The sequence below is a fragment of the Rhizobium sp. AAP116 genome, from assembly GCF_001295785.1.
Classification (GTDB): domain Bacteria; phylum Pseudomonadota; class Alphaproteobacteria; order Rhizobiales; family Rhizobiaceae; genus Allorhizobium.
Map to the genome: position 1 here is coordinate 134,797 of NZ_LJIB01000002.1, position 18,257 is coordinate 153,053.

Sequence of the window (18,257 nt, forward strand, 5' to 3'; positions counted from 1 at the left end):
GCCCTCAAGCGACCAGCGGCATCAAGCCACCAGTACAGAGCTTGAGCTGCCGTGAACTCACGCGCTTCAGCAAGGCGGCATCATGGCTGATGGCAAGGATGCCGAGGCCCTGGCGACAACGGTCCATCAGGAAGGACCAGATTTCCACCTGGGTGATCGGATCAAGCATGGCGGATAGTTCGTCGGCGACCAGGAAGCGGGTGTCGGGGCCAAGCGCCCTCGCCAGTACAACCCGTTGCAGTTCGCCGCCCGAGATTTCGTGCGGGTAGCGATCAAACCAGGCACGCGACACGCCGATGGCATCCAGCGTCTGATCATCCGGCTGCCAGGCTTCTGTGATGATCCGGCCCAGCCGCCATCGCGGATTGACGGCGAAGATCGAGGACTGGTGGATGTGTTGAACCCCGCAATAGCCCGGGGCAGGGGCTGCACCGTAGAGGAGAACCTCACCCTTCTGGGGCTTCAGATAGCCCGCCACGATGCGCCCGAGCGTCGATTTGCCGGCGCCGGATGGGCCGGAAAGACCGAGGATCTCGCCCGGATTCAGCGTCAGCGATACGCCATCCAGCAGGGGCTTTGCTTTGCCAAAGCCGAAGTCGACACCTGTTACCTCAAGCACGCGCGGCCTCCCGCGCAAGCGGTGCGGCCGAGAACTGGTTTCCCGGCATGGCAAGCCAGAGCGCCCGCGCATAAGGCAGCGTCAGGCGTTTGCCATCCTCGGAAAAAGCATTGGCCGGCTCGATGCCGAGCAATCTGCCTTGTTCCAGAATCGCGACCCGGTCGGCAGGGGAGACGGCGGTGACGAGATCATGGGTGATCAGAAGCACTGCCTTGCCGCGATCGGCGAGGCGGCGGAGATGTCGAAGCACGTTGTCCGCAGCGTTAGGATCAAGCCCGCTTGTCGGTTCGTCGGCGACGATCAGATCCGGCTCTCCGATGGTGGCTATGGCGAGAAGCAGGCGGCGCGCCATGCCGCCCGAGACCTGATGCGGATAAAGCCGCATGACCTCGGCGCCAAGACCGAAGCTCTCAAGCGTGTCGATCAGGTCTGCCGTCGTTTTCACTTTGCCGCTGCGTTTTGCGGCCCACAGCAATTGTTTGCCACAGCGGGCCAGCGGGTCGAGATGGCTGAGCGATTGCGGAACCAGCGCCATGCGAGGGCCTTGGCCTTTACCGCCATTCGCCGCTTCAACCTGCTCCCCGTTCAGCGATATGTTGCCGCGCACCACAGCATTTTCCGGCAGAATGCTGAACAGTGCATGGGCAAGCAGGCTCTTTCCTGCGCCCGAAGCGCCCACCAGAGCCAGGATCTCACCGCGATCCACCTTGAGGTCGATGCCGTCGAGGGCCGGTACTTCGCAGCGATGGATCAGGCCGTCATAGCGCAGGAAACCGATGGACAGGGATTCGACTGAAAGCATCACGTCTGCTCCTGCCGGGGATCGGTCAACAGCCGGAGCCCGTTGCCGATGGCATCGAAACTCAAGACCACGAGTAGCAGTGCCAGCCCCGGAAACAGACCGAGCCACCATTTGCCGGCGGAGAGGTAGCGCATCGAATCCGACAGCAAAACGCCGATTGCGGGGTTGGACGGTTCAAGCCCAAAGCCGATGAAGGTCAGACCCGCCTCATGCAGGATGGCATGAGGGAACAGAAGTACGAGGCCGACAAGCAGCTGCGGCACGAGATGCGGCAGAAAGTGATGCCGGCCGATGTAAATCCAGGATTTACCGAAATGCCTGGATGCCTGCACGAACTCGGCCTGGCGCAGTTGCAGCAGTTCCGCCCTCAGAATGCGGGTGAGCCGCGGCCAATGGGTGACGGCAACCGCAATGATCACCGCAGTGGTGCCGCCGCCAAGACCGAAGGAGATGAGGATCAAAAGCACGAAATGCGGCAGTCCCATCGCAGCATCGATCAGGAAGGACACGGCTTCATCGGCGAGGCGCCCGCCTGTTGTCGCCACAAGTGCAAGCAGCATGGCGATGACGACGGACCCTGAAGCCGCAATCAGGCCGACCCAGAAGCTCAAGGCGAGGCCATGCAGCGTGCGGGCGAACATGTCGCGTCCGAGCTGATCGGTACCGGCTAGATGGGACAATGACGGTTCGAGCAGGCGCGTGGAAAAATCGGCATCAATGCCGTAGCGCCCGTAGAGATGGGTGGAGACGAGCACGGCAGCCAAAGCGAGCGCTGCTACGGTTGCGACCGCGAGCGTTCGTATCCTGTGTCCGTCTGGCGCGCGATCGGGGGCGGAGGGCGGGAGATCGAGGATGTCGCTCATGCGATGCGCACTCCCGACGCCATGCGCGGATCGACCAGCCTGTAAAGGAGATCGGCAATCGAGTTGCCGAGGAAGACGACAAAGGTCAGCGCCAGTGTGATCGCAAGGAGCAGGGGTACATCGCCACGGATGCCGGCTTCCACGGTTGCTTTGCCAAGCCCCGGATAGGAGAACACCTGTTCGGCGAGAACCGAGCCGCCAAACAACTCGCCAAGCGAGGCAAAGAGAACCGTGATCGCAGGGAGCGCTGCATTGCGTGCGCCATGGCGCAAGGCAATGTCCATGCGCGAGGCGCCTTGCGCCTTGGCATAGAGCGCATAATCGGACTGCATGATCTCGATCATCTTGGCACGCGTGTGCAGCGCGATCTGGGCAATGCCGAGCACGCTGAGCGCCATCAGCGGCAGGGCAAGATGCCGGGCGCGATCAGCCAAGGTCACTTCTTCAGGCAGGACGCCAATCGGGGCAGCACAGCAGATGGGTGCCCAGTTGAGCCCGACTGCAAAGACGACAAGCAGCATGATCGCCAGCCAGAAGGTGGGCGTTGAAGCGAGCACATAGGAATAGAGCCGGATCATCCTGTCCGCCCAGGAGCCGGAAAAGGCACCGGCGGTCACGCCGAGGGCGAAGCCGAGCACGCCGGAGAGGAGCCAGGCAAGCCCCATCAGGGGAAGCGACGCCTTGAACCTCGAGACGAGGACGTCGGCGACCGGCGCGTTATAGGTCATGGAATAACCGAGGTCGCCGGCCATCAGATTCTTCGCCCAGCGAAAGAACTGTGTGGTCGCTGGCTGGTCGAGCCCCCATTTTTCGGCAATCAGGGCGCGCTGCTCGGGCCCGACACGCGCGATGTCGGCCCCGAGATAAGCATTGATCGGATCGACAGGTGAATTCTTCATCAGCGCAAAGGCGACGATCGCGACCGTCAAGAGGACGAGCACAAGCCGGAGCGCCTTTGCGGCGATCAACCCGACCCAGCCCAATTGGCCCGCCTTACTCACACGTCCATTTCCAGTTCTGGATCATCGCGGTCATCGGCCATCCATGGCCATGCGGTTCGATCTGGGTGGCGCCAATCTCCAGGCATTCGTTCACGTAGTAGATGTGATCGAGGTTGACGAGCCAAGCCCATGCGGCGTCGCCCTTGGCACCAAACCCAGTCGTCCCGTCCCATTCGGCTTGTCGCCAGTCTGGGAAGGATGCTTCCAGGCTTGGCGCACCCTGCGCTGCGGCAAGATGCCGATCGACGGCGGGGTTTGCATAGAAGCCGGCGTTAAAGAATTCCACGCCGCCAAGGCTCGACTGGTAGAGATTGTAGACCTCGAGCGGCGAATGGCTGCCCCAGCCAAACATCACCGGCTCGGAATGCATGATGCGGTCGATTTCGTCCCAGCTCTTGCCGGTAGCCGTCGCTTCGATGCCGAGGCCCTTCAATTGTGCCGACACGGTTTCAGCCAGCATGCGTCGTGTGGAATCCGAAGCGGGGTAATTGATTGGGAAGGCTGCCCGGAGGCCATCTTTCACACGGATGCCGTCGTTGCCGAGCGTCCAGCCAGCGCTCTCCAGCTCGGTTTTGGCCTGCTCGAGATCGAAGCTTACCGCTGCGTCCGGATTGGACCAGGCGAGCCCGTCGGCCGGGCCCGCTGCCGGGCTCCCGTGACCGAGCAGGGCGACGTCTACCAACTGATTTCGATCGATCCCGAGATTGACGGCACGGCGGATGGCAGGGTCGGCGGTAACATCATTGCCGAGTTTCTTGCCCTCGCCGACGACCTTGCCCTCGTCTTTCACCATCGGGAAGACGATGCCTCTGTTGTCGACGGACCGGGTAACGATCTGCTTGAAGCCCTGTGGCGGCGTATCGGCGGCCGTTGCCGGCACGGAGACCATGTCCACCTGCCCGGCCTGTGCTGCCGCGAGACTCGTATCTTCTTCGGTAAACAGGAAGGTGATCCGCTCGAATGGCCCGGTCTCGCCATAATAGTTCGGGTTTTTCTCGACGATCAGCTGCTGGCCTTCGGTCCAGGAGACAAGCTTGTAGGGACCAGATCCGATCGGATTTCGCGCGTAGCCCTCGCCATAGCCGTCCGAGGGTACGATGCCGAGCGCATAGAGGTTCTCGGTGAAGGTGATCCAGGGCTTCTTCAGCTTGATCTCGACGGTCTGATCGTCAATGACGCGGGCGGCCTCGAGTGCGGTCAGGTCAGCGGCGCTACCGATCTTGGCCGCCTCGTTGAAGGTGAAAGCGACGTCTTCGGCGTCAAGCGGCGAGCCGTCGGAAAACCGTGTGTCCGGCCGGAGCCTGATGGTCCATGTGAGCCGATCATCGGAGAGCAACCATTCCGTCGCCAGATCGGGACGGGTCTTCAAATTGGCATCGCGGGTCAGGAGGGTCGATTGAAAAAGCGGATGACCATAACGTCCCCAGCCCGTCAGAGGGTCGTAGCCGCCTTCGGGTTCGCCGCCGATGGCGAGCACCAGTTGCGATTTCGGCGTGGCAAGGGCGGTGCCTGACAAGACGGCGGCAGCGAAAGCAGTCGAAACTGCAAGCCGCAGAATTGCCTTGGTCATGAAAATTCCCCTATACCCAATCAGATGGTGTCGTAAGCACCCCCTAAGTGGCAGGACAATAATGCTGGGTGTGTATGATGTCTATATCAAAACATCATACGAAGGGAGTTTGATATGCAGCGCGTGACGATCACCCTCGATGACGACCTGATGCAGGAGCTTGATGCGCTGATTGAGACACGCGGAGATCAGAACCGGTCAGAGGCGATCCGTGATCTCGTGAGAACGGGTCTGAAGGAAGCCACCCGAAATGCGAAGGGTGATGAACCCTGCATCGGCGTGCTGAGCTATGTCTACGATCACGCGGCCCGCGACCTTGCAAGGCGGCTGACGAACAGCTTCCATCATCATCACGACCTGACGATCGCGAGCCTGCATGTGCATCTCGATACCGAGAATTGCCTCGAAGTCGGCATCCTGAAGGGGTCGATGAACGAGGTGCAGCATTTTTCCGACCATATCACTGCAGAGCGATCGGTGCGCCACGGGAGTGTCCAGATCATACCACTGCAGGGCAGCGAAGACTGACCGCTCGATTGGGTGGTCCATCCTTCGTCCCAGCCTCAGGCTCCGACAGGTCTCACCGAGCCTGGCGTGATGCCTTGATGACCTCGGCTCTGATTTCCGCCCCATGCTCGTCCAGTCGCGGTGGAGGGGAGACCGCAAATTCCGGCGCGCCGTCAAAGCTGTAAGGTGGCCGGACGGTCGTGAAGTCTCCCATCTCGGCGTTCGGAACGGTGACGGCAATTTGCAGATGCCTTGCCTGTGGGTCTTCGAGCGCCTCGTCGCTGTCGTAGGCCGGCGCATAGGGCACTTCGTTCTTTTCCAGCAAACCGCACCATTCGTCACGCGGTTTGCTTCGAAATACCGGAGCGAGAATGTCGATCAGCTCATCCTGATGCCGGATGCGATCCAGGCGCTCGCTGAAGCGGGGATCGTCTGCCAGATGGCGCTGCTGGGTCGCATCAAGCAAACCTTCCCAGAACTTCTGTGGCGAGGAGAGATGGAAGGCGATCCATTTCCGGTCGGCGCATTCGAAGGTGTAGGATTGGCTGACCACCGGTCGCGACAAGGGCCCCATGACCTCTCCGGCGCTGTAGTAATGGGTAAAACTGTCCAGATTGAAGTGGCTCATCGCCTCCAGCATCGAGATATCTAGCCTGCGGCCCTTGCCTGTCTTTCCGCGCTCGATCAGGGCCGCGAGGATGCCGGTTGCCGCATAGTGTCCCGTCACCGCATCGGCCAGAGCCGGGCCTATGACGCGGGGTCGGTCGGGTGGTGTCACGAGGCGCAGAAAGCCGCTGGCCGCCTGTGCCACAGTGTCGTAGGCCGGTCTGTCCCGCGCTGGCCCTGAGGTTCCGAAGCCTGAAATCGCGCAGTAGACGAGCCTCGGATTGAGTGCTCTCAGGTTGGTTTCGCCCGCGCCGAGCTTTTCCGCGACCCCCGGCCGGAAGTTTTGGATGAACACATCTGCCGAAGCGATCAAGGCGAGAAAGACCTCGAGATCTTCGGGGTTTCGTGTGTCGAGGGCGATGGAGCGCTTGTTACGGTTGTAGGTCTGGAAATGCGGCGAGTAGAGCCCGCCTTTAAAGGCCCGGAATGGATCGCCTTCTCCGGGGCGCTCGACCTTGATGACGTCGGCACCGAGGTCTGCCAGTTGCATCGCTGCGGCCGGACCGGTGATGTAGGTCCCCATCTCGATGACCCGAATGGACTGAAGCGGCTTCATTCGGATGTCTCTCCGTCATAGGAAATGGCCAAATCCGCATGGTGGGACAGGATGAAGCCGATCGGCCGTTCGCTTTCTTCATAGAGATGGGCGGCAAGGCCTGCTGCTCGGGCAATCAGGGGGATGGCCTTGAGGGCTGCGAGTGGCCATCCGGCATCGAGCATCACGGCGGGGATGGCGCCTGAGACATTGATCGGCAAGGGTCGGTTCATGATGCCGGGCGCGAGGTTGCCCAGCAGTCTGAGGGTGGCGATGTGCTGCCCGGAAATCTGCAGTTCGTCGGCCACGGCCAGCAGACGGTCCGCGCGGGGATCTCCGCCTGCATGCTGGGGGTGGCCAAGCCCCGGAACCTTCCGGCGCTCTTTCAGGAAAACGTCAAGCGAGTCGCGGACCGCCGCCTCGTTTCCGCCAGCGGCGACCAGTTCGGCCAGATATCGTCCCGCAACCTCCGATGAGCCGGCAACGACGGTGCCCATGCCGAGAAGACCTGCGGCCATGGCGCCCTGCCAGGCCTCCGGGGCTGCTGCAAGCGTCATGCGGGCCGCTTGCACCGACGGAACCAGTCCGTGCTCGGCAATCGCGACCAGGCAGGCGTTGAGGGCTGTGATCTGTCGCTTGTCCGGCCGTTTGCCGCAGACCAGCAGCCAGAAGTAATCGGTGAAATCGATCTTGCCGATCAGGTCATCACACAGATCATGGCCTCTGACAGTGATGGATGTCGCATCCGATGTGGCGATCGCGGTGAAAGCCTGGTCCTGCTTGCCAATTCTCATTCAAAGTTCCTTTTCGCATAGCGAAAATAAATTCACTTGCCGAATAATAGAACCTGTTCTAGCTTTGCGTCAACCCGCCGGGAGACGGGGCAGTCGAGTGGAGGATGTCGATGGGTCAGATCAATCAGTTCACGATCACCGAAGCGGTGAAGGAAAGTTTCCAGACCGAGGAGGGCAGTCGTTTCAAGTTCCTCCTGGAGACGTTCATCGATCACCTCCACGACTACACGCGTGAAGTGAACATGACCCATGACGAGTGGATGGGCATGCTGATGTTCCTCTATGATTGCGGGAAGATCTCCACCCCGGAACGGCACGAGTTCATTCTGCTGTCCGACGTCGTGGGCCTGTCCGCGCTGGTCGACATGATCAACACCCGCGGCGGGGCGACCGAAGGCTCCAATCTCGGTCCCTTCTACCTTGATGATGCACCGGAGCTCGAACTGGGCGGCGACCTCGCCCGGGGGCGTGACGGCACAACGCTGCTGGTGCATGGCATCGTGCGTGACTCTCTTGGCAATCCGCTTCCGGGCGCGATCGTCGATACCTGGCAGGCAGATGGCAGCGGCACCTATCCGATCCAGGAGCATGGGCAGGACAAATACGACTTGCGTGGCAAGATCACTGCGGACGGCGAAGGCCGCTACTACTACACCACGGTCCTGCCGAAGCCCTATACCGTGCCTTATGACGGTCCGGTCGGACGGCTGCTTCGTGCCGGCAACCGGCATGCCTGGCGGGCAGCGCATCTGCACTTCATCATACGTGCCGAAAAAATGCGGGCGATCACGACGGAACTGTTCTTCGAGAATACGGAATACATCGACAATGATGCGGTTTTCGGAGTGCGAAAATCGTTGATCGCCAAACTGGAACCTGTCAAGAAATCCGAGGAATTCCCGTTTGCCCTCGAGAAGCGTCCGGACGCGAAGTGCAGGTTCGATTTCGTGCTTGCGCCCGAGGGCTGAACTTTGCTGGACAGGGTGGACATGGTTGAGGATCCGAAGCGATCGGCGGAGTTCGTTGAAGCGCTGGCAAAGGGGATCGCCGTCATCGAATGTTTCGATGCAGCGCATCCTGACATGACCCTGAGTGAGATCGCGCGGCGCGTCGGTCTTTCACCGGCTGCTGCCCGCCGAAGTCTGATCACGCTGTCGGCGCTCGGTTACGTCGGCTCGGTCGGAAAGCGGTTTTTCCTGAAGCCAAAGGTTATGACGCTCGGCTCCGGCTTCTACTTTGCCGCCCGCATCGATGAGATCCTGTTGCCGGAACTTAGGCAGATCGTCGAAACCCATGGTGACGCGGCCTCCATCGCCATGCTCGATGGGCACGACGTCATCTATATCGCGCACCATTCCACCCAGCGCGCGAGAAGGGCGACGGCCGTGGTCGGCGCGCGCTATCCCGCTCACGCAACCTCGCTGGGGCGCGTTTTGTTGGCGGGCCTGCCGAAGACCGAGCTCGAGCGCTACTTCGCGAGGGTGGAGCCGAAGGCGCTCACTTCACGCACAGTCACTGACAAGAATGCCCTGCGTGCGCTGATCGACGAAGCCGGGGAGCGCGGATATGCGACGACTGTCGATCAGCTAGATTACGGTATCACGGCTCTCGCGGTGCCGATCCGCAATGCAGAAGGCAGGGTCACGGCTGCGGTCAATTCCTCCGGCTATTCGGGGCTTGTCAGCCCGGAACAGATGGTGACGGATCGGCTCGGCGATCTTCGGGTTGCTGCCGGCCGGATCAGCGCGGCTGCGGCCCGAACGCCAGCGCTATCGGCAGCACTGAACGGATAAGGGAGCCGAAGGGCCTGCGCAGACTTTGCGCGCCCCAGTCAGGACGCGAACTAAATTTCGTATTGCGAAAAATGGGAGGTGGGCATGTGTAAATTCTGCGACGTAAGACTGAGATCCCCTGCAGATTCCGGCGGTGGATCCGTTCCGCAGCTTGGTCGCTCCAGCGCGACGCAGCCGCTGCCGGCTGGACTGGGCCAGCCCGGTCGCAAGACCTTGATCAAGGGCGGGGCCGTCCTGTCCATGGATCCGTCCGTCGGCAATTACACCATCGGCGATGTGTTGATCGAGGGGGCGAAGATCCTCGCCGTCGGCGCCCACCTGGACTCTGCGGATGCGGCCGTCATCGATGCCAGTGGCATGATCGTCATGCCGGGTTTCATCGACACCCATCACCATCAGTTCGAGACCGCTCTGCGCAGCCTCTTGTCCGATGCCATTCTGGTGAATGACGGGCGTCCGGAAAGCACCGCCAATTATTATGAGTGGATGCTGCAGAAGTTTTCGGTCCTCTATCGCCCGGAGGATGTCTACATCTCCGAACTCTTCGGCGGCATTGCCCAGATCGATGCCGGCGTGACGACCGTGATGGACGTGAGCCAGATCCATCACTCGCCGGTGCATTCGGATTCCGCGATAGCTGCCCTCAGGGATGCCGGCCGCCGCGCCGTTTTCGGCTATTTCGAAGGCTGGGGCGACCTTGCCAAGTATCCGGGCGACGCGCGGCGGATCAGGGCCGAACATTTCTCCAGCGATGATCAATTGCTGACCATGGTGATGGGCGGGGAGATCTACCTGCCTTTCCACGAAGAGGCGTGGGCGACGGGCCGCGAGCTCGGTCTGCCGATCGCGCTGCATGTTGTCGGAACCTTCGGCATGCAGCCGACATTCGACGGCCTGGCCATGGCCGGCAAGTTCGGCCCGGACAATATCTTCATCCATATGACCGGCATGAGCGACATGGCCTGGCAGCGGGCGGCGGATGCCGGCGCGCATATCTCGCTCTCCGTGCCGATCGAGATGCAGATGCGTCACGGTGAACCGCCGCTTCAGAAGGCCCTCGACCTCGGTCTGCAGCCATCGCTTTCCACCGATGTCGAATGCACGATGACCGCAGACATGTTCACGCAGATGCGCTCGACGATCACCCTCCAGCGGATGATCGCCAATGAGAAGGCGCTGCGCGGCGACGACTATCCCAAACTGCTCTCGGCCATGGATGTGATCCGGTTCGCGACCATCGAAGGCGCGCGGGGCCTGAAGCTTGAGCACAAGACGGGAAGTCTCACGCCGGGGAAGGATGCCGATATCATTCTGCTCGATGCAACCGCGCTCAATGTGGCGCCCCTCAACCATGTGCCCGGCGCCGTTGTCACGCTGATGGAGCGGAGCAATGTCTCGACGGTCTTCTGTGCGGGGCAGGTCAAAAAGTGGCAGGGAAGCCTGATCGGTCACGATATCGGGAAGCTGCGGCGGGAGCTGGAGGCGAGCCGCGACTATCTGTTCGAGAAGGCGGGCGTGGAGCAGGATCTGTTTCGCCACTAGCGTGGAAGCTGGCGCAAAAAAAGCTGACGGGCGCATCCGATATGGGCGTGCCCGTCAGCGGTGAGGAAAAGAAGATGCGACCCGGACCTCAGCTGCGGGTCCAAGGGCCTGATTGATCCGCGGTCAGGCTTGGTTCTTTTGCACCAGCACGAAGTCGTGTTTCACTTCCCAGAATTCCTCGCTGAAACCGTATTCGGCGGCGCGCTGCGGATCCCTGCGGCGGTCGAATTTCGCCAGCAGGCTTTCCTTGACGCCGAAGACGGCATCCGAATGGATGTACTGATCATCCGGATCGAAGATATGGGTGACAAGCGTCTCGTATCCATTCGCCTTGATAATGTAGTGCACATGGGCCGGGCGATAGGGATGGCGGCCGAGCTTGCCGAGCAGCTGGCCGACCGGACCGTCGTCGGGGATCGGATAGAATTTCGGCTTCACCGCGCGGAACCAGTAGTGTCCGTCCGGCCCTGTGCGGAAGACGCCGCGCAGGTTGAAATCCGGCTGGATGCCCTTCTGCTGTACATCGTAGAAGCCCTCGTCATTGGCCTGCCAGACATCGATCACGGCATTTGCAATCGGCTTGCCCTCGGTGTCGAGGATGCGGCCTTCGATCACCATGTCCTCGCCCTTGCTGTCCAGGCAGATATTGGCACCCATCGGTAGTTCAGGTGCGTCTGCCACGTGGAAGGGGCCTAGCACCGTGCTTTCCGAAGCGCCCGAGGGTTTGCGGTTGTTGACGGCGTCGACCAGCATCGAGACGCCGAGCACGTCTGACAGCAAGATGAATTCCTGGCGCCATTCGTTGCACATCTGACCGGTGCGGGTGAGGAAGAGGATCGCGTCCATCCACTCGTCCTGGGTCGGCTCCAACTCCTTGACCGCCTCATGCAGCTTGCGGGTGATGACCTCCATCACCTGTTTCAGTCGCTCGTCCCTGGCATTGGCGTTTCGGCCGGTCACGACCTCGACGGAGGTCTCCTCAGTGAAATAGCCCTTTTCGTGCGCGTGCATGGTCTTGCCTCACCGGTCCAGAATAGTTTTCAGGACGCGCCGCAGCTCGCCTTCGGGGTCTTTGATGGCTGCTTCCGCGCGCCATGCAACGTGATGATCGGGGCGAACGAGGAGCGCGCCGGAATCGCGGACTTCGCGGGCGCGGGCCCAATCGCCGGAGAAGTCCTGCCAGGTCTGGCGAGGACCGATCTTGTGAACCGTGATCGGCAGGCCGAACTCCTTGGACAGGGACTTTGCGGCCGCCACCCATCCATCGCCGCCGATGCCGGTCAGAACGGTGAAGACGCCATGGCCAGTCAGGTCGAGGCTCGAGACCTTTTCGCCTTCCGGGCCGAACAGCCAGACATGCGGCAGGCGGGCGCCGGGCCAGCTTGTCGGCTGGTGATGCAGCTCGGCATCCTTTTCGAAGGCCGGTTCCGGCTGGCCATCGGTGACGATGGCGCCCGACTTGTAGCGCTGGTTCATCTCCACGCCGTGAGCGTCGAATTCATAGACCTTGTGCGCAATCGCTTGGCGGATGGCCTCACGCTGCTTTTCCGCATCCGCCGTGTTGTCGCAGCGGGCGTCCATGTTTTCCTGCATCTTCACCGGGTCGACGGAATCGAGCATGCCGAGCGCCTTGAAGATCGGACCGAATTCCTCGATCGACTTGTTGGCGCGGGTGACGATCTGCTTGGCGACGGGCGCGCGCTCTGCCTGGTAGCTGTCGAGCAGACCCATGCCGGCCTGGCCGCGGATGACGGCGGCGAGCTTCCAGGCGAGGTTGAAGGCATCCTGGATCGACGTGTTGGATCCCAGGCCGTTGGACGGCGGATGGCGGTGGGTGGCGTCACCCATGCAGAAGACGCGGCCGTTCGACATCGTGGTCGCGTACATGTTGTTGACTGTCCAGGTGGAAACCGACTTGATTTTCGGCTGCAGGTCCTGGACGCCGACGAGATCGCGCACGACCTTGGTGGCAAAGGCATCATCGACCGCCGGCGCCGGCTGGTTGATGTCGTAACCCCAGACGATCAGCCACTCGTTCCACGGGCGGACCATGCGGACCAGACCCATGCCGATGCCGCCGACATCGGCACCCGGCTGCAGCACCCAGTAGAGCACCGAGGGGCGGTGGGCGACGTAGCGCGAGAGATCGCACTCGAAGAGGATGTTCATCGAGCCGGCGACGCCCATCTTGCCTTCGAAGGAGAGGCCGGCATGTTCGGCGACCTTGGAGTTGCCGCCGTCGGCGCCGACCAGGAACTTCGAGCGGATCGTGATGTCCTTGCCCGTCAGCCGGTCGCGGCAGGTGGTGGTCACGCCGTCTGCATCCTGCACATGGCTCAGATATTCCGTCGACATGCGTGACTGCGCACCGCGCGAACAGGCGGTCTTGAAGAGCAGCGGCTCCATATAGGTCTGCGGCAGGTCGTTCATCCGCCCGGGCGAGGAGAGGAGATGTTCGGCGCGGGAGAGCGGATGGTTGCCCCAACTCTGCATTCGGCCGATCTCTTCGCCGGCGACCGCCGTGCAGAAGACGTTCTGGCCCATCAGGTCCTGTTCTGTCGCGAACATATAGGCTTCGTCCTCAACGTCGCGGCCAAGATCGCGCAGAACCTCCATGGTGCGCTGGTTGGTGATGTGGGCGCGCGGCGTGTTGGCGAGCCAGCGGTAACGGTTGATGACCATGGGCTCGAGGCCGTAGCTCGCGAGCAAGGCGGCGGTTGCCGAGCCGGCCGGCCCGGTGCCGATGATCAGGACGTCGGTTGTGATGTCAGCCATGTGGCCCTCCCTTTTTCGTTTGTTCAAGCGATCCACCCCTCAAGGTGCGGCGGACCGGAAAGAGTTCGATGCCGGTGCGGTCGGTGATCAGGCCCCAGATCCCGCGCGGTGCAAAAAGCATGGTGACGATGGCGAGCGCCCCGAGCAGCAGCAGGTACCAGGACCCATAGCTCGACAGCGCATTCTGCATCAGGAAGAAGATGATCACGCCGAGGATCGGCCCTTCGATGGTGCCGATGCCGCCGATGATAACGATGAACAGCACATAGGCCGTCCAGTCGGTGAGCGAGAAGGCGGCGTCCGGGGAGATGCGGGCCTTCTGCAGGTAGATGAGTGCGCCGACGACGCCGGTGATGAAGGCGGTCGAGAGGTAGATGATGAGCTTCAGTCTTTGAGCATCGACCCCCAGCGCCCCGGCCGCCGTCTCGTTGTCGCGCACGGCGGCAAGGCCAAGACCCTGCTTGGAGCGCAGCAGGCGGTAGACGAACCAGATGGTCAGCACGAGCACGATCAGCGCCAGCCAGAAGGCGATGGCGTCGGCGGCGGCGGCGGTCCGCATGCCGAACCAGTCTTCGAGCAACGACACCCCGAACATCTCGCGCGTCGCGTCGCGCGGAAGTGAGGTGCCGGTGCCGCCGCCAAGCGCTTTCCACTGGGCAAAGAGCAGGCGGCCGACCTCGGCGATGACCCAGGTGCCGATGGCGAAATAGGGGCCGTAGAGGCGGAAGGCGAAGAAGGCGGTTGGTATTGAGACCAACACGGCGAAGAGGCCGGCAAGCGGAATGGCCAGGATCGGATCGATACCGAGAAGGATGACGAAGCCGAAGAGCGCATAGGCGCCGCAGCCGACATAGAGCTGCTGGCCGACGGAGATCAGACCGGCATAACCCGCCAGCAGGTTCCAGCTCTGCGCGAGCGCCAGCATGGTGAGGATGAAGAAAAGGTCCTGCACCACGCCGCGCGAGACGACGAAGGGGGCTGCTGCCAAGAGCAGCACGAAGAGGATGGCTGCAAGCGAGAACAGCGTGGAGAGGCGGGTGCGCGTCTCGACCCGCCAGGATGGCGTCGGGCGCATGACCTTCGACAGCATTTCTCTGTTGGCGTTCATCGTCACCTCAATCGACAGCGCGCGGGAAGAGACCCCGCGGACGGAACAGCAGGACCAGCAGGAAGGCGATATGGCCCGAGAGGATCTGCCATTCCGGATTGATGGCGGCCCCGACGGTCTGGGCCACACCTAAAATGATGCCGCCGGCGAGCGTGCCCCAGAGCGAGCCGAGCCCGCCGATGATGACGGCTTCGAAGGCGTAGATCAGACGTGCCGGCCCGGCTGTCGGATCAAAATTGGCGCGAGTGCCGAGATAGAGAGCGGCGATCGTGACGATCACCATGGCAAGGCCCGTTGCGATGGCGAAGATCTGGTTCGGGCGGATGCCCATCAGGCCTGCTGTCACCACGTCGTCTGATGTGGCGCGGAAGGCACGGCCGAGGGCGGTCTTGTAGATCAACTGGTTCAGGCCGACGATCACCAGGATCGCGGAGGCGAAGGTTAGCAACGGCATCACGCCAGCATTGATACCGCCGAGCGACAGCGATGCCTGTTCCAGCGCGCCTGCGGGGATGCGCTGGCTGTCGGCCGTGAAGGCTTCGAGAAGCCCGTTCTGGATGACGATCGACAGGCCGAAGGTGACGAGCAGCGGCGGCAGGATATCCTTGCCCAGCGTCCGGTTGAGCAGGTGATATTGCAGCAGGTATCCAACCCCGAACATCAGCGGACCGGCGATCAGGGCTGCGACAAAGGGATTTAGGCCGAGTGTCGAGACGAGCAGCAGGATCAGGAAGGCGGCAAAGACGATCAGGTCGCCATGGGCGAGATTGACGAGCCGCATGATGCCGAAGACGAGCGAGAGGCCCGCGGCGAAGAGGGCATAAAGCCCGCCGAGCAGAATGCCCTGGAGAATGGTATCAAGCCAGTTCATGGGGTTCCGCTCCGAAATAGGCTGCGTGGATATCGGCGCGGTCGAGGTCTGCGGGACGCCCTTCAAGGGTGACCCGGCCTTCCATCATGCAATAAACGCGGTCTGCGACCTTCAGCGCCTGGGCGATGTCCTGCTCAACGATGACGATGGCCGCACCCGTTTCGCGGATGCGCGGGAAGGCGGCATAGATGTCCTTGATGACGACAGGGGCGAGGCCGAGGCTGAGTTCGTCGCAGAGCAGCACTTCCGGATTGGACATCAGCGCCCGGCCGATCGCGACCATCTGTTGCTGGCCACCTGAGAGTGCCGTCGAGGGGTTACGGCGACGCTCCTTCAGGATCGGGAAGAGTTCATAGACTGTTTCGAGCGACCAGGGACCGCTCACCTTTCGGCCGTGGCGACCAACGAGAAGGTTCTCCTCGACCGTGAGCGAAGGGAACAGCCGGCGCCCTTCCGGCACAAGCGCGATGCCTCGGGCCATGACGTCGGGTGATGCAAGCGCGCCGATCGGCTGGCCGCGATGCAGGACGGCGGCAGGATCATTGCGCAGCACGCCTGCTATCGAGCGCATCAGCGTCGATTTGCCCGCGCCATTTGCGCCGATCACGGCGATCGTCTCGCCGGGATTGAGGACGAGATCGACACCGAACAGGGCCTGGAAGTCGCCGTAGAAGGCGGTGAGGTTCTTCGTTTCGATGAGGCTCATGGTTCAGACCTCCATGCCCAGATAGATTTCGCGCACCTCGCGCGAATTCATAATGGTCTGCGGATCGCCATGGCCGATCATCCGCCCGAAGTTCAGGACCAGGATCTTCTCGGCGACCGCGTTTAAGGCGTGTAGAACATGCTCGATCCAGATGATCGCCATACCGCGCTGGTGAACGCGCTTGATCGTTGCGACGAGCTGCCGGCACTCGCCTTCGGTCAGCCCGCCGGCGATCTCGTCGAGCAGGAGAAGCTTGGGCCTGGTGGCAAGGGCCCGGGCGAGTTCCAGCCGCTTGCGCTCGAGCAGCGTCAGGCTGCCCGCTGGGCGGTTCGCCTTTGCGATCAGGCCGGTTTCGACGAGGATTTCGGCGCAGAAATCGGACACCTCGGCTTCGCTGCTTTCACTGCCGAAGGCGCCGGCAACAAGCAGGTTTTCGTAGACCGTCAGCCGCTCGAAGGGCTGAGGGATCTGGAAGGTGCGGCCCATGCCGGCAAAGCAGCGCTGCATCGGCGGGACATTCGTCACGTCACGGCCATCGAAATGGACAGTCCCTTTGGCGACGGAGAGGTTGCCGGTGATCAGGTTGAACAGCGTCGACTTGCCGGCGCCGTTCGGTCCGATGACGCCAAGCGCCTCGCCGGCTTCGACGGAAAAGCCGATATCCTCGGCGACCACGAGGGCCCCGAAGGATTTCGACACACCATTCAGTTCCAGGATCGGCATGGACACTCCTCCGTCAGGCTTGCGGCGCCCCGACAAGCACGGGGCACCGCAGCCACATGCTTCACAGGGTTCAGCTCAACGCTTCCATCTTGCCGCCGAGCGGGATGTTCGGTGCCTGGCCGTTTTCGACGACGACCAGATCGTAACCACCGCCGGATTTCAGCCGCCACTGGCCGCCGACGAGCGGGGTCTTGGCGACGTTCTTCTGGGCGAAGGGCGGCAGGTTGGCGTTGTTCCAGGCGATGGGACCGACCAGCGTGTCGAGCTTGGTTTCGCCGATCGCCTTGGCCACGGCATCGCCGTCCGTCACGTCTTCCGCGCGCTTCATCACGTCGACGGCGAGTTCGAAGAGCGCATGGGCAAAGCCGATCGGCTGTGTCCACGGGCGGCCGGTTGCCGTGGTGAAGGCGGCGGCCACATCGGAAGCCGTTTCGCCTGTCAGCGAGGACTTGAAGGGATGAGACGGCGTCCACCACACTTCGGTCGAGAGGTTGTGGCCGGCATCACCCAGGGCTTCCACGGTCTGCGGGAAAAGCAGCGCCTTGCCGATCGAGGCGATCTTGGGTTTAAGGCCCTGCTGCTTGGCCTGATTCCAGAAGGTGGTGAGGTCAGGCGGGATCATCACGCCGGTCAGGATCTCCGTCTCGGCCTGCTTGAAGGCGTTGATCTGGGCGGAGAAATCGTCGGTCAGGTTTTGATAGCGGCCGGTGTCGGTCAGGCCATAGCCGAGCTTTTCGAGCACCGGCGGGAAGCCGACGACCTTGTCGCCCCAGGCATTGCCGTCGCCGTCGTTCGGGAAAAGGCCGCCAACCTTCTTATTGGTTTCGATCTGACCCCACATGCCGGTGAAGACGGCAATGATGTCCTCAAGACCCCAGAAGAAGTGGTAGGCATAGTGGAATGGCTTCCAGCTCGCAGGGGCGCCGGGATTGCCCTGCTGTCCGATGAACCAGGGCTGCCAGGGGGCAACCGTTGACAGGCAGGGGACCTCCTCGGCTTCGCAGGTGGTGGAGACCGGATTGGTTGTTTCCGGCGTCGAGGAGACGAGCATCAAGTTGATTTCGTCGTCGACGATCAGTTCCTTGGCGACTTCGGCGGCACGGTTCGGATTGGACTGGCTGTCCTTGACGATGACCTCGTAATTCAGGCCCATCTTCTTCGTCGTGGCGAGGAAGCTGTCGATAACAAACTTGTCGGCCTCACCGAAGGCCGCGAGCGGGCCCGTCTGCGGGCTGACATAGCCGAGCTTGACCGCCGCTGACTGCGCAATCGCCGGGGCGGCAAGGCCCGAGGTTGCCAGCACGGCGCCACCGGCTGCCGTCGTCTGCAGGAATTTGCGTCTCGTGAACATGTTTCCTCCCATCATCGTCTCTCCTCCCAAA

At 62.1% G+C, this 18,257-nt stretch carries 18 protein-coding genes; 4 read left to right on the plus strand and 14 right to left on the minus strand.

The features are described 5' to 3' along the window. Positions 1-4: 4 nt before the first annotated feature. The 5 genes from IP85_RS00660 to IP85_RS00680 are packed head-to-tail and all read right to left on the minus strand — an operon-like array spanning position 5 to position 4,855. On the minus strand, positions 5-619 hold the full coding sequence (locus IP85_RS00660; RefSeq protein ID WP_054147736.1) for an ATP-binding cassette domain-containing protein: 615 nt from the start codon (positions 617-619) through the stop codon (positions 5-7). After that, complete coding sequence (locus IP85_RS00665) at positions 612-1,421, minus strand: ATP-binding cassette domain-containing protein (RefSeq protein ID WP_054147737.1); 810 nt, start codon at positions 1,419-1,421, stop codon at positions 612-614. The genes IP85_RS00660 and IP85_RS00665 overlap by 8 nt, the downstream gene beginning before the upstream one ends. Beyond that, positions 1,421-2,284 (minus strand): ABC transporter permease, encoded by an 864-nt coding sequence (locus IP85_RS00670; RefSeq protein ID WP_054147738.1) that lies wholly within the window; start codon positions 2,282-2,284, stop codon positions 1,421-1,423. Before IP85_RS00670 ends, IP85_RS00665 begins: the two co-directional genes overlap by 1 nt. Continuing rightward, a complete protein-coding gene (locus IP85_RS00675; RefSeq protein WP_245280781.1) occupies positions 2,281-3,285 on the minus strand; it encodes an ABC transporter permease in 1,005 nt (334 codons plus the stop codon). Before IP85_RS00675 ends, IP85_RS00670 begins: the two co-directional genes overlap by 4 nt. After that, complete coding sequence (locus IP85_RS00680) at positions 3,278-4,855, minus strand: ABC transporter substrate-binding protein (RefSeq protein WP_054147739.1); 1,578 nt, start codon at positions 4,853-4,855, stop codon at positions 3,278-3,280. The genes IP85_RS00675 and IP85_RS00680 overlap by 8 nt, the downstream gene beginning before the upstream one ends. Positions 4,856-4,969: 114 nt before the next feature. On the opposite strand from IP85_RS00680, the gene nikR reads away from it, so the two are divergent. Then, positions 4,970-5,383, plus strand: a complete 414-nt coding sequence (gene nikR / locus IP85_RS00685) for a nickel-responsive transcriptional regulator NikR (RefSeq protein ID WP_054147740.1) — start codon at positions 4,970-4,972, stop codon at positions 5,381-5,383. 52 nt (positions 5,384-5,435) lie between these two features. On the opposite strand, the gene IP85_RS00690 is transcribed toward nikR, so the two are convergent. Further along, positions 5,436-6,584, minus strand: coding sequence for a CaiB/BaiF CoA-transferase family protein (locus IP85_RS00690; RefSeq protein ID WP_054147741.1), 1,149 nt, complete (start codon positions 6,582-6,584; stop codon positions 5,436-5,438). Beyond that, positions 6,581-7,357, minus strand: coding sequence for a citryl-CoA lyase (locus IP85_RS00695; RefSeq protein ID WP_054147742.1), 777 nt, complete (start codon positions 7,355-7,357; stop codon positions 6,581-6,583). The genes IP85_RS00690 and IP85_RS00695 overlap by 4 nt, the downstream gene beginning before the upstream one ends. 110 nt (positions 7,358-7,467) lie before the next feature. Here IP85_RS00695 and IP85_RS00700 point away from each other — a divergent pair, with 110 nt between their 5' ends. The 3 genes from IP85_RS00700 to IP85_RS00710 all read left to right on the plus strand — a co-directional run bounded on the left by IP85_RS00700 (position 7,468) and on the right by IP85_RS00710 (position 10,692). Then, positions 7,468-8,325, plus strand: coding sequence for a dioxygenase (locus IP85_RS00700; RefSeq protein WP_054147743.1), 858 nt, complete (start codon positions 7,468-7,470; stop codon positions 8,323-8,325). A gap of 21 nt (positions 8,326-8,346) precedes the next feature. Continuing rightward, entirely contained in the window at positions 8,347-9,150 is an 804-nt protein-coding gene (locus IP85_RS00705; protein ID WP_054147744.1) for an IclR family transcriptional regulator C-terminal domain-containing protein, read from the plus strand. Positions 9,151-9,234: 84 nt separating this feature from the next. Beyond that, entirely contained in the window at positions 9,235-10,692 is a 1,458-nt protein-coding gene (locus IP85_RS00710; protein ID WP_054147745.1) for an amidohydrolase family protein, read from the plus strand. A 123-nt stretch (positions 10,693-10,815) separates the two neighbouring features. Here the strand turns inward: IP85_RS00710 and IP85_RS00715 are convergent, their stop codons facing one another. From IP85_RS00715 to IP85_RS00745, 7 genes are all read right to left on the minus strand, one after another. Continuing rightward, positions 10,816-11,703, minus strand: a complete 888-nt coding sequence (locus tag IP85_RS00715; RefSeq protein ID WP_054147746.1) for an intradiol ring-cleavage dioxygenase — start codon at positions 11,701-11,703, stop codon at positions 10,816-10,818. Positions 11,704-11,712: 9 nt separating this feature from the next. Next, positions 11,713-13,467 (minus strand): FAD-dependent monooxygenase, encoded by a 1,755-nt coding sequence (locus IP85_RS00720; protein WP_054147747.1) that lies wholly within the window; start codon positions 13,465-13,467, stop codon positions 11,713-11,715. Continuing rightward, a complete protein-coding gene (locus IP85_RS00725; RefSeq protein WP_197277971.1) occupies positions 13,460-14,575 on the minus strand; it encodes a branched-chain amino acid ABC transporter permease in 1,116 nt (371 codons plus the stop codon). Before IP85_RS00725 ends, IP85_RS00720 begins: the two co-directional genes overlap by 8 nt. A 7-nt stretch (positions 14,576-14,582) precedes the next feature. After that, positions 14,583-15,446, minus strand: coding sequence for a branched-chain amino acid ABC transporter permease (locus tag IP85_RS00730; RefSeq protein WP_054147748.1), 864 nt, complete (start codon positions 15,444-15,446; stop codon positions 14,583-14,585). Next, positions 15,433-16,152, minus strand: coding sequence for an ABC transporter ATP-binding protein (locus IP85_RS00735; protein ID WP_054147749.1), 720 nt, complete (start codon positions 16,150-16,152; stop codon positions 15,433-15,435). The genes IP85_RS00730 and IP85_RS00735 overlap by 14 nt, the downstream gene beginning before the upstream one ends. 3 nt (positions 16,153-16,155) lie before the next feature. Then, positions 16,156-16,875: an ABC transporter ATP-binding protein gene (locus tag IP85_RS00740; RefSeq protein WP_054147750.1), complete on the minus strand. Its 720-nt coding sequence runs from the start codon at positions 16,873-16,875 to the stop codon at positions 16,156-16,158. A gap of 70 nt (positions 16,876-16,945) precedes the next feature. Next, on the minus strand, positions 16,946-18,226 hold the full coding sequence (locus tag IP85_RS00745) for an ABC transporter substrate-binding protein (protein ID WP_054147751.1): 1,281 nt from the start codon (positions 18,224-18,226) through the stop codon (positions 16,946-16,948). Positions 18,227-18,257 lie beyond the last annotated feature (31 nt).